We start from the raw sequence: 11489 nt of genomic DNA on the forward strand, positions 1-11489 counted from the left end.
GCAAAAATTTCTCAACAAATGAACCAATGTAAGATTGGTTCAGTAAATGGTGCGACTTGACGGTGAACCCTAACGATAACTCCAACTACGCGCTGGCGAAGTTGCGGGAGTACATTCAGACGCAGGATCTTGCGAAAGACCGTCGTCTGCCGACAGAGCGGGCCTTCGCGGAAACCTTCAATGTCGGCCGGCGTGCGGTTCGTCGTGCTCTTGAGGTTCTGGAAGCCGAAGGTCTGATCTGGCGACGGCAGGGGGCGGGAACCTTTGTGGGTGAAAAGCCGGACGATTGGTCCGCTCAGGTCACAGAACTGGTCGCCGGCACGGATATCATGGAAATCATGGAAGTGCGCCTGCGCATCGAGCCGCAACTGGCGCAGCTTGCGGCCATGCGCGCCAAGCCTGCCGAGGTGGAGCGCATGCGCGCCCTTGTCCAGAAGACCGGCCAGAGCACGGATGCCGACGCCAAGGAATTGTGGGATGGTTCGCTTCACCGCCAGATCGCCCAAAGCGCCGGCAACAAATTGTTCCTGTCCATCTTCGATGTCGTCAACCGCATTCGCCAGGACGATGCATGGCAGTCGATACGGGAATTGGCGCGCCGCAGTGGCACGAACGGCAAGGCTTCCTTCGAGCAGCACATAGCGATCGTCGATGCCATCGCCGACCGCGACCCCGCAAGAGCCGGCGAAGCGATGCGCCAGCACCTTCTCATGCATCAGGAAAGGCTGATCCGTGCCACTTCGTTCGGCTTTCTGGAGGAGGAAACCGCGGAAGAGATTGCCGCCCGCAGCACGGGCGATGCCGAGAATCCGCTCACGCCGGCCTCATAGGCAGCAGGGCAGACCTGCCGACCTTTCAGGGCCGGCCAATGAAAAACAAAGATAACCGTACCAGAGGATAGAACATGAAGAAAATCAAGACATTGACTGCGGCCTTATTGGCCGGCGCATTCCTGTCCACGCCGGCCATCTCGTCCGAATTGCGCATCGGCCTTAACGATGACGCCGACGTTCTCGACCCCGCGCAATCGCGCACTTTCGTCGGGCGTATCGTTTACACCGCCATGTGCGACAAGCTCGTCGACATCTCGCAGGACATGAAGATCGTTCCCCAGCTTGCCACCGAATGGGCCTGGTCCGAGGGTGGCAAGGTGCTGACGATGAAGATCCGCGACGGCGTGAAATTCCACGACGGCGAGACACTGGATGCGGCGGCTGTGGTCGCCACCATCGAGCGCAACATGACCCTGCCGGAATCCCGCCGCAAGAGCGAGCTTTCCTCGGTCGAAAAGGTCGAAGCCACCGGGCCGCTGGACGTCAAATTTACGCTGAAGACGCCTGACGTCACGCTGCTTGCGCAGCTTTCCGACCGCGCCGGCATGATCGTCGCGCCGAAGGCGGCCAAGGAACTGGGCGCGAATTTCGGTTCGAAGCCGGTCTGCGCCGGACCGTTCAAATTCGTCGAGCGTATTCAGCAGGACCGTATCGTGCTCGAGAAATTCGCCGATTATTGGGACAAGGACAAAATTCTGGTCGACAGGGTCGTTTATCTGCCGATCCCCGATACGACCGTGAAGCTTGCAAATCTTCGCTCGGGAGACCTCGATATCGCCGAACGCATCGCAGCCTCCGATGCCGAGTCCGTCAAGAACGACGCCAATCTGACCTATGCGGATGTCATCGGTCCGGGCTACATGGCCATGTATGTCAACATCAACAACGGCCCCCGCGCGGATAATCCGCTCGGCAAGGACAAGCGTCTGCGTCAGGCCTTTTCTTATGCGATAGACCGGGAGGCGATCGGCCAGATCGTCTTCGAGGGCACATCAAAGGCGGGAAATCAGGCCTTCCCGCCCACAAGCCCGTGGTTCAACCAGAATCTGCCGGTGCCGGCGCGCGATATCGACAAGGCCAAAGAGCTGATGAAGGAGGCGGGTTACGAAAAGCTCGACATCGAGCTTCAGCACGCCAACAACACGACGCAGACGCAGATGATGCAGGTCATCCAGTCCATGGTGGCGGAAGCCGGCTTCAACGTCACCCTGAAGGCCACGGAATTCGCGACGCTTCTGTCCGAGCAGACCGCCGGCAATTACCAGCTCAGCCGTTCCGACTGGTCGGGACGTATCGATCCGGACGGCAACCTGCATCAGTTCGTTACCTGCAAGGGCGGCATCAACGATGTGAAATATTGCAATCCCGAGGTCGACAAGCTGCTGAACGAGGCCCGCGCCTCGACCGAGGATGCGGTGCGCAAGGAAAAATACGATGCCGCAAGCGTCATCCTCAACGATGACATGCCGATCATCTATCTCGGTCACCAGCCCTATGCCTATGCCATTTCCAACAAGGTCAAGGGCTGGGCGCCGTCGCCGGATGGCATGATCCGCCTTCTCGGCGTCTCCAAGGACTGAACGCTTCGCATGCGCCGCACGGCCTTGCCGTGCGGCCCTCACGAATTGGCACGAACGAGGGCCACGCCATGCCTGTTTATATCGGCAAGCGACTGCTGGTCGCTATCCCGACGCTTCTGATCATCTCGATCTTCGTCTTTTCGCTGCAGAAGCTGCTGCCGGGCGATCCGGTTCTCGCCATGGCGGGCGAGGAGCGCGATCCGGCGACGATTGAATTCCTGCGGGAGAAATATCGCCTGAACGACCCTGTGCCGCTGCAATATGTCAACTGGCTGGGCGGCGTGGTGACGGGCGATTTCGGTATTTCGCTGCGCACCAACCAGCCGGTGCTGGAGCTTATCGGCCAGAAGCTGCCGGTCACCATTCAGCTTGCGGTGATGGCGATGTTCTTTGCCATGGTCATCGGCATTCCCATCGGTATTCTCGCTGCCGTCAAGAAGAACACCTGGATCGATTACGCGGCCAATATCGTTGCGCTTTCCGGCCTCTCCATCCCGAACTTCTGGCTCGGCATCATGTTGATCCTGCTGGTGTCGGTCAAACTCGGCTGGTTGCCGGCATCCGGTTATGAATCGATTTTTGTCGATCCCGTCCGCTCCATCGAAACCATGATCATGCCCGCCTTCGTGCTGGGCAACGCGCTTGCGGCAACGCTGATGCGCCATACCCGTTCGGCGATGGTGGCGGTGCTCAGTTCCGACTATATCCGCACCGCCCGCGCAAAGGGGCTTTCGCCGCGCGAGATCGTTCTGTCGCATAGTTTCCGCAATGCGCTTCTGCCCGTTATCACGCTGCTGGCGCTGCTCTTCGGCGAATTGCTGGCCGGGGCGGTGCTGACGGAGCAGATTTTCACCATTCCCGGCTTCGGCAAGATGACGGTCGATGCGGTGTTCACCCGCGATTACGCCGTCGTGCAGGGCATCGTTCTTTGCACCGCCGTCGGCTTCATCCTCATGAACCTTCTGGCCGACATTGCCTATGTCCTGCTCAACCCCCGCCTCAGGGCGACGATCTGAGGCCCAGATATCATGACCGTTCTCGATCAAAACCTCTCCGTAGCGGTAACGCGGCAGGAAAGCCGCGCCTGGAAGAAGATGAAGCGCAACAAATCGGCGCTTGTCGGCATGGTTATCGTGCTGTTTTTCGCCGTTCTTGCCATCGCCGCGCCGATCCTGCCGATTGCCGATCCGGTGGCGACCAGCTGGTCGGCCATCCGCAAGGCGCCCTCGGCCGCCCATTGGCTCGGCACCGACGATCTCGGCCGAGATATCCTTTCCCGCATGATCTATGGCGCGCGCGCCTCGCTGATGGCGGGCGTGGTCTCGGTGATGATCGCCGTGGTCATCGGCGTGCCCTTTGGCCTGATTTCAGGTTATTTCGGCGGCTGGGTGGATATGGTCATATCCCGCATCACCGAAGCGTTGCTGGCCATGCCGTTTCTCATCATGGCGATTGCGCTTGCCGCCTTCCTCGGCCCGAGCCTCACCAATGCGATGATCGCCATCGGCCTTTCCGCCATGCCGATCTTCGTGCGGCTGACGCGCGGGCAGGTGCTGGCGGTCAAGACCGAAGATTATGTCGAAGGCGCAAGGTCCATCGGCCTCAACCACATCGACATCATGACGCGTTACATCCTGCCGAATGTCTTCGCCCCCATCATCGTCCAGGCGACGCTGACGGTGGCGACCGCCATCATCGCGGAGGCGAGCCTTTCTTTCCTCGGCCTCGGCCAGCAGGCGCCGGCGCCCTCCTGGGGTTCGATGCTGAATACCGCGAAGAATTTCCTCAGCCAGGCGCCGTGGATGACGATGTGGCCCGGCATCGCCATCTTCCTCTGCGTCATCGGCTTCAATCTTCTGGGCGACGGCCTGCGCGACGCGCTCGATCCGCGCGAAGCATGATCTTTTACAAGGAAATATCCGAATGAATGAATTCACCACACGCCCTGAAATCCTTGGCACCTTCGGCGTCGTCACTTCAACCCACTGGATCGCGTCGGCCGTTGGCATGGCGATCCTCGAAAAAGGCGGCAATGCTTTCGACGCGGCCGTCGCCACCGGTTTCGTCCTGCAGATTGTCGAGCCGCATCTGTGCGGTCCGGGCGGAGATATGCCCGCCGTGTTTTATTCGAAGCAGAAGGACAAGGTGGAAGTCATCTGCGCACAGGGCCCGGCCCCGAGCGGTGCGACGATTGAGCATTACACGTCGGAAGGGCTGAAGCTGATCCCCGGGGACGGGCTGCTCGCCACCGTCATTCCCGGCGCTTTCGATGGCTGGATGCTGATGTTGCGCGACTATGGCACGATGAGCGTGCGCGAAGTGCTGGAACCCGCCATCTACTATGCCGAACACGGGCATCCGACATTGCCGCGCGTCTCCGCCACCATCAAGGGTCTGGCCGATTTCTTCGAGAAGGAATGGCCGACATCCCACGAGACGTGGCTGCCGGGTGGCGCGGCACCCGAGCCGCACGCCAATTTCCGAAATCCGGTTCTGGCCGCGACCTATCAGCGGATCGTCACCGAAGCCGAAGCGCGCTCCGGCCGTGAAAACCAGATCGAGGCGGCACGCGATGCCTTTTATCGGGGTTTCGTAGCGGAAGCTATCCACGGTTACGTAAGGACTGCGGAAGTCATGGATGCCAGCGGTGCTAAGCACAAGGGTGTGCTGACGGCGCAGGATATGGCGGACTGGAGCGCGACCGTCGAAGCGCCGCAGACACTCGACTATCACGACTGGACGATTGCCAAAACGCCCGCCTGGGGGCAGGGTCCGGTTCTGCTGCAATCGCTTGCGCTTCTGAAAGGCTTCGACATTGCGGCCATGGACCCCTCCGGTCCCGATTTCATCCACACCATCGTCGAAGCCATGAAGCTCGCTTATGCCGACCGCGAGGTCTATTACGGCGATCCGGAATTCGGCCAGATCCCGACGGAATATCTCCTGTCGGAAGGTTACAATGCCGGACGTCGCGCGCTGATAAGCGGCGAGGCCTCGCTGGAGCTGCGTCCCGGCACCGTGCCGGGTTATGAAAAGCAGGTGGACGCCACCATGGCCATGCTGGCCGAGATGAGCGGCACCGGCACGGTCTACGAGCCGACCATGTCGCATCTGACGGAGAAGCGTGGCGATACGGTGCATATCGATGTCATCGACCGCTGGGGCAACATGGTCTCCACCACGCCTTCGGGCGGCTGGCTGCAATCCTCGCCCATCGTGCCCGGCCTCGGTTTCGCGCTCAATTCCCGCGCCCAGATGTTCTGGCTGAAGGAAGGCCTGCCGACCTCGCTTGCACCGGGCAAACGCCCGCGCACCACGCTGACGCCTTCGCTTGCGCTGCATCAGGGGCGTCCCGCGATGGTTTTCGGCACGCCGGGCGGCGATCAGCAGGACCAATGGCAACTGCCTTTCTTCCTGCGTTATGCCCATCACGGCAAGAACCTGCAGGCCGCGATCGATATGCCGCTGTTCCACACCGCGCATTTTCCGGGCTCGTTTTATCCGCGCACCAGTTCGCCGGGTGAGATCACCGTGGAAAGCACCGTGGGCGAAGCGACCCTGCAGGAGCTTCGTCGTCGCGGGCACCGCGTCACGGTTGCCGATGCATGGTCGGTCGGGCGGCTCACCGCCGCGCGTCGCGATGCGGACGGCCTGCTGCGCGCCGCCGCAACACCGCGGCTGATGCAGGCCTATGCGGTAGGGCGGTGACACGATGGAGACAAACCCCGTCCTTTCCGTCCGTAACCTCACCACCTCCTTCCTCGTCGATGGCGCGTGGAAGAGCGTCGTGCGCAACGTGTCCTTCGATGTCGCGCCCGGCGAAACCGTCGCGATTGTCGGCGAATCCGGCTCCGGTAAATCGGTAACGTCGCTGTCTCTCATGCGCCTGCTTGCCCCGGCCTCCAGCCGGATCGAGGGTGAAGTGCTGCTCAACGGGCGCGATCTTCTTGCGCTTTCCGAAAGAGAAATGCGCGGCGTGCGCGGCAACGATATCTCGATGATCTTTCAGGAGCCGATGACCTCGCTCAATCCGATCTTCACCATCGGCCGCCAGATTTCCGAAGTCCTCATCCGGCACAAGGGGCTTTCGAAGCAGGAGGCACGGGCGGAGACGGTGCGGCTTCTGGAAAAGGTTCGCATTCCGAATGCCTCCGGGCGTTTCGACGAATATCCGCACCAGTTCTCCGGCGGCATGCGCCAGCGCGTGATGATCGCCATGGCGCTCGCCTCCAGGCCGAAACTGCTGATCGCCGACGAGCCGACGACGGCGCTCGACGTCACCATTCAGGGCCAGATACTCGATCTGATCAAGCTGCTGCAGGAAGAGGAGGGCATGTCCGTCCTCTTCATCACCCATGATATGGGCGTCGTGGCCGAAATCGCCGACCGGACGATCGTGATGTATCGCGGCGATGAAGTCGAGACCGGACCGACCGAGGACATTTTCCGGTGCGGCAAGCACCCCTATACACGGGCGCTGCTTTCAGCGGTGCCGAAGCTCGGCTCGATGCGTGACCGGCAATGGCCGACACGGTTTCCAGTGCTCGACATGAAAACCGGCCTTTCGAGCGAGCCGCAGGAGGTGGCGGGGACGGTTGCGAGCGGGCAGACGCCGGTTCTGTCGGTCAGGAACCTTGTGACGCGTTTTGCCGTCCGCTCCGGCCTCCTGGCACGCCAGACGGGCGCAGTCCATGCGGTGGAAAACGTCTCCTTCGATCTGTTTCAGGGGGAAACGCTGTCGCTGGTGGGTGAATCCGGCTGCGGAAAATCCACCACCGGCCGCTCGATCATGCGGCTTGTGGAGCCGACGGCCGGCGACGTGTCGCTCGACGGTTACGACGTGATGCGGCTCGATACGGTCGGCCTTCGCAATATGCGCAAATCCGTGCAGATGATCTTTCAGGACCCGTTCTCGTCGCTCAATCCGCGTATGACGGTAGGCACGGCTATTTCCGAGCCCTTCATCAAGCACAAACTCGGCAGCACCAGACAGGCGAAGGAAAAGACTGCCGATCTTCTCGAAAAGGTGGGCCTGTCCGCCGATATGGCCAGCCGCTACCCCCATGAATTTTCGGGCGGTCAGCGTCAGCGCATCGCCATTGCCCGCGCGCTTGCGCTCGATCCAAAGGTTATCGTTGCCGATGAGAGCGTCTCGGCGCTCGATGTTTCCATCAAGGCGCAGGTCTGCAACCTGCTGCTCGACCTGCAACAGAGCCTCAACCTCGCCTTCCTGTTCATCAGCCATGACATGGCGGTGGTGGAGCGCGTCAGCCATCGTGTGGCGGTGATGTATCTCGGGGAGATTGTCGAAATCGGGCCGCGTGCGGCGGTTTTCGACAATCCGCAGCATCCCTATACGAAAAAGCTGATGGCCGCCGTGCCGGTGCCGGACCCGGCCAGGCGCGGGATAAGGCGTGGCATATCCAATGATGAGCTGAAAAGCCCGATACGGGCCATGGGATATGAAACGCCAACGCGAAACTACAGGACGGTGTCGCCAGGCCACCTGGTGCAGGTGGCCTGAGACGATTGTTGCGGCATGGATGCTCCGAAGAGGAAGCCGTTATGCGGGGTTCTTCGGCGGAACGCCGCGCAGGTGCTCCATAAGATAGGCATGGGTCGCGGCATTGGCGACGATCAGCGTACCGGTCTTTTCATAGAATTCCGGTCCGCGTCCCCACCAGTCGGTCACGATGCCGCCGGCCTCCTGCACCAGCAGAATGCCGGCTGCCGTGTCCACGAAGCCCGTTTCCTCGTAATAGCCGGTCAGCCGGCCGCAGGCGACGTAAGCGCAGGAATTGGCGGCGCTGCCGACCACGCGGACCGCGCCGATGGGCGCACGAATGGCGTCGAGGCGCTGATAGGCGCCGGGATAGAGCTGGAGATTGGGCGTGGGCAGGCCCGTGCCGACGCACATCAGGGCGACATCGGTGCTGGCATTGACCCGCAGGCGCTCGCCGTTGAAATAGGCGCCGTCTCCCTTGATCGCGGTGAACATCTCGTCGGAGACGGGATTGTAGACCAGCCCGCAGATCGTTTCATTGCCACGGCGAAGCGCAATGGTGATTGTATAGTGCTGGCCGAAGATGAAATTGGTGGTGCCGTCGATGGGGTCGACCAGCCAGCGGTGATCCCGATCCGCCCCTTCGACGGGCGCGAATTCCTCGCCGGTCAGTCCCCACGGATATTGCCCGAGCAGACGGTTGCGGATCAGTGTTTCGGAATCCCTGTCCGCGTCGGAAACGAAGTCCCCCGGTCCCTTGACGCCGATTTCAATCTCGCGGAAGCGTCTGAAATGGTCGAGCGTCAATGCGCCGGCTTCGCGGGCGGTGGCGACCATGTGGTCGAGGATGGCGCTGTAATTGACTGTCATCGGCTGAAAACCTCGGCGAGCCCTTCCGGATCGTCGGTGGTGATCTGGTCCACCTTGAGCCGCAAGAGACGTTTCACCTGTTCTATGGATTGCGGTATGACGCTGTTGATCGTCCAGGCGTCGACACGGCGACCGGCGGCATGGATGGGGGCGATGATATCGACACCCGCATCCTCGGCGGCAAGCACGATCTCGTAGGCGAGGTAGATCATGTCGGCATCGGGTGCCGTGGCAAGGGCGTCTGCGATGAAGCCCGGATAGTTTCCGCTTGCCTTCAGGGCGGCTAGCGTGCCGCGATGGCAGGGATCATAGCCGGTGCGAAGTCCGGGGGCTGAGCCGGCCAGCGTGGTGATGGCGTCGAAATCGCCGCCCGACAGGATCACGGACTTCGCCAAGGGCGAAACGCTCGCCCCGAAGCCGGCGACCACCTGCGGGGTAAGCGCCTGCCGGTCTTCCTTGAAATCGAGCTGAAGCAGGGCGTCGGGATGAACGGCGCCCTCGGCAAGCAGGGCGCAAAGGTCTTCGAGCAGCATTACCTTCGCATGGATGGGCTGGCCGTCATTGTCGCGCAGATGGAGCTGACGCAGGGTGGCGGCGGATGTGTCGCGCACCCGGCCGGTGCCGGTGGTCTCCCGCTCCAGCGTCCGGTCATGCAAAACGGCGCAGCCGTGATCGGCATGGATGACAAGATCGACCTCGATGCTTGCACCGAGCCGCATCGCCTCGATGATACGCTCGCCGGTAAAGACCGGATCGCCAGCGCGGCGGCGGGCGCGATGCCATTTGAGCCATGTTCTGTGGCCGTCGCGGTCGATAAGGATCGGCTGGTTCATGTCAGCTCCGGTAGATTGGGCGGTTGTCGCGATAGGCCGTGACGGCGCGGGGCGAAATCTGTACGCCCTGTCCCGTCTGGAACATATCCGGGTGGGCGACCATGGATTTGATCCTTGTACCATCGGCGAGATCAAGGTCGACAAGGCCGTGGGTGCCATAATCCGTCACCCGGTGCACACTTGCTTCCGGCGTTTCGGAAATCGTCAGATCGATGGCTTCCGGGCGGACGGCGAGAATGGCCGGTCCGTCGGAGACGGGGAGCGGCAGGCTGAAGTCAGCCCGCATGAAATTTCCGTCTGAAACCGCGCCCTCTATCAGGTTCATGGTGCCGATGAAGCTGGCGACGAATGGGGTCTGCGGTTCGCGGTAGATGATATTCGGCCGGTCGATCTGTTCGGTCTTGCCGTTCGCCATCACGACGATGCGGTCTGCCATGGAGAGGGCCTCATCCTGACCGTGGGTGACGAACAGCGTGGTGATGCCGAGACGCTGCTGAATATCGCGCACCTCTTCCCGCAGCCGCTCGCGCAGATGCTGGTCGAGGCTGGCGAAGGGCTCGTCAAGCAGGAGTATTTTCGGTTCGAGAACCAGCGAGCGGGCGAGCGCTACGCGCTGCTGCTGGCCGCCGGAAAGCTGGCTGGTGGCGCGTTCGCCATAACCGGAAAGCCCGACGAGTTCGAGCACCGCCTCCACTTTCTCTCTGATGACGGCAGCCGGCATGCGGCGCAGCTTGAGGCCGAAAGCGAGGTTTTTGAAGACGTTCATGTGGCTCCAGAGCGCGTGGCTTTGAAACACCATGCCGGTCGGCCGCCGCTCCGGCGGCAGGTGGGTGACATCTTCGCCATCGATGGTGATCTGCCCGCCCGTCGGCTGCTCGAAGCCGCCGACCATGCGCAGCAGCGTCGATTTGCCCGAACCGGAGGGGCCGAGAAGGCAGACGAGTTCACCATCGGCGACATCTAGCGAGAAGCTGTCGACTGCCTTTGTCCCGCCGGAATAGGTTTTCGTGACCTGGCGGATGTGAAGTACGGACATGATGATTTCCTAACCGCCGAAACCGCGGGCGAATGCGCCGCCACCGATGACGCGGCGGGCGAACATGAGGGCAATGAAGGACGGCACCCAGAGCAGGACGGAGAGGACCGCGCCATACTGGATGACCATCTGGTTGTTGATGTAGCTGATCATCAGCACCGGCATCGTGCGAATGCCGGGCGCACCGATCAGCCATGCGCCTTCCGTCTCGTAAAAAGTGCCGACAAAGCTCAGCAGCACGGCGGCGGCGATGGTCGGTCCCGCCTGCGGCAGCGTAATCGACCAGAAGACCCTGAGCGGACTGGCGCCGACATCGCGGGCGGCCTCTTCCATGCGCCGGTCGACGGCCTGAAATGCCGCCACGGGAATCCAGATCATGAACATCAGCGTGCCGACGAGTTGGATGAGAACGACGCCCCAGAACGTGCCGATGAGGTTGAGCTGCAGGAAAATGGCGGCAATCGCCACCAGAAGCCCGAATTTCGGGAAGGCGTGGCCGGCAAGGAAGGAGAAGAACAGCAGGTTGCGGCCGGGAAAGCTCATGCGCGCAAAGGCATAGGCGGCGGGAAGGCAGATCACCGCCGAAAGCAGCGTTACCACCGTTGTCAGCCGCAGGCTCAGCATCAGCGCGTTCCACACATCGGCGCGGCCGAGCGTCTGGCCCCAGAAGCGGAAACCGAACTGCTGGGGAATGACGTTGGGAAAACGCCAGACCTCGGTGAATGCCCAGGTGCCCACCACAAGCAGCGGCCCGACGATGGCGACGGTGAGAAGGGTGGCGAAAAATATGCCGGGCCAGTCCATGCGCGTTCGCGCCGGCGTGAGGGTCGTCAT

Annotated in this window: 10 protein-coding genes; 6 read left to right on the plus strand and 4 right to left on the minus strand. The window is 61.8% G+C overall.

From position 1 onward, the window contains the following. Positions 1-56: 56 nt before the first annotated feature. From ACQZ5K_RS17935 to ACQZ5K_RS17960, 6 genes are all read left to right on the plus strand, one after another. Entirely contained in the window at positions 57-830 is a 774-nt protein-coding gene (locus ACQZ5K_RS17935) for a FadR/GntR family transcriptional regulator (RefSeq protein ID WP_448741007.1), read from the plus strand. Positions 831-904: 74 nt separating this feature from the next. Beyond that, on the plus strand, positions 905-2413 hold the full coding sequence (locus ACQZ5K_RS17940) for an ABC transporter substrate-binding protein (protein WP_448741008.1): 1509 nt from the start codon (positions 905-907) through the stop codon (positions 2411-2413). 68 nt (positions 2414-2481) lie between these two features. After that, positions 2482-3429, plus strand: coding sequence for an ABC transporter permease (locus ACQZ5K_RS17945; protein WP_448741009.1), 948 nt, complete (start codon positions 2482-2484; stop codon positions 3427-3429). 12 nt (positions 3430-3441) lie between these two features. Further along, positions 3442-4314, plus strand: coding sequence for an ABC transporter permease (locus ACQZ5K_RS17950; protein ID WP_448741010.1), 873 nt, complete (start codon positions 3442-3444; stop codon positions 4312-4314). A 22-nt stretch (positions 4315-4336) separates the two neighbouring features. Next, positions 4337-6121, plus strand: coding sequence for a gamma-glutamyltransferase family protein (locus tag ACQZ5K_RS17955; RefSeq protein WP_448741011.1), 1785 nt, complete (start codon positions 4337-4339; stop codon positions 6119-6121). 4 nt (positions 6122-6125) lie between these two features. Next, positions 6126-7937, plus strand: a complete 1812-nt coding sequence (locus ACQZ5K_RS17960) for an ABC transporter ATP-binding protein (RefSeq protein ID WP_448741012.1) — start codon at positions 6126-6128, stop codon at positions 7935-7937. Positions 7938-7976: 39 nt separating this feature from the next. Here ACQZ5K_RS17960 and ACQZ5K_RS17965 read toward each other — a convergent pair whose 3' ends face one another. From ACQZ5K_RS17965 to ACQZ5K_RS17980, 4 genes are read right to left on the minus strand one after another with little or no spacing between them, the layout of a single operon-like run. Further along, positions 7977-8786: an inositol monophosphatase family protein gene (locus ACQZ5K_RS17965; protein WP_448741013.1), complete on the minus strand. Its 810-nt coding sequence runs from the start codon at positions 8784-8786 to the stop codon at positions 7977-7979. Then, positions 8783-9619, minus strand: coding sequence for a glycerophosphodiester phosphodiesterase (locus ACQZ5K_RS17970; protein WP_448741014.1), 837 nt, complete (start codon positions 9617-9619; stop codon positions 8783-8785). The genes ACQZ5K_RS17965 and ACQZ5K_RS17970 overlap by 4 nt, the downstream gene beginning before the upstream one ends. 1 nt (position 9620) lies before the next feature. Next, entirely contained in the window at positions 9621-10655 is a 1035-nt protein-coding gene (locus ACQZ5K_RS17975; RefSeq protein ID WP_448741015.1) for an ABC transporter ATP-binding protein, read from the minus strand. Between the two features lie 9 nt (positions 10656-10664). Continuing rightward, positions 10665-11489, minus strand: coding sequence for an ABC transporter permease (locus tag ACQZ5K_RS17980; RefSeq protein WP_003521664.1), 825 nt, complete (start codon positions 11487-11489; stop codon positions 10665-10667).

It is taken from the genome of Agrobacterium sp. 22-226-1 (assembly GCF_053522345.1).

What these genes read in the sequence shown, in the direction of transcription:
- ACQZ5K_RS17940 (WP_448741008.1), top strand. Translation starts at nt 905, where the DNA reads ATGAAGAAAATCAAGACATTGACTGCGGCCTTATTGGCCGGCGCATTC.
- ACQZ5K_RS17945 (WP_448741009.1), top strand. Translation starts at nt 2,482, where the DNA reads ATGCCTGTTTATATCGGCAAGCGACTGCTGGTCGCTATCCCGACGCTT.
- ACQZ5K_RS17950 (WP_448741010.1), top strand. Translation starts at nt 3,442, where the DNA reads ATGACCGTTCTCGATCAAAACCTCTCCGTAGCGGTAACGCGGCAGGAA.
- ACQZ5K_RS17955 (WP_448741011.1), top strand. Translation starts at nt 4,337, where the DNA reads ATGAATGAATTCACCACACGCCCTGAAATCCTTGGCACCTTCGGCGTC.
- ACQZ5K_RS17960 (WP_448741012.1), top strand. Translation starts at nt 6,126, where the DNA reads ATGGAGACAAACCCCGTCCTTTCCGTCCGTAACCTCACCACCTCCTTC.
- ACQZ5K_RS17965 (WP_448741013.1), bottom strand. Translation starts at nt 8,786, where the DNA reads ATGACAGTCAATTACAGCGCCATCCTCGACCACATGGTCGCCACCGCC.
- ACQZ5K_RS17970 (WP_448741014.1), bottom strand. Translation starts at nt 9,619, where the DNA reads ATGAACCAGCCGATCCTTATCGACCGCGACGGCCACAGAACATGGCTC.
- ACQZ5K_RS17975 (WP_448741015.1), bottom strand. Translation starts at nt 10,655, where the DNA reads ATGTCCGTACTTCACATCCGCCAGGTCACGAAAACCTATTCCGGCGGG.
- ACQZ5K_RS17980 (WP_003521664.1), bottom strand. Translation starts at nt 11,489, where the DNA reads ATGACGACCCTCACGCCGGCGCGAACGCGCATGGACTGGCCCGGCATA.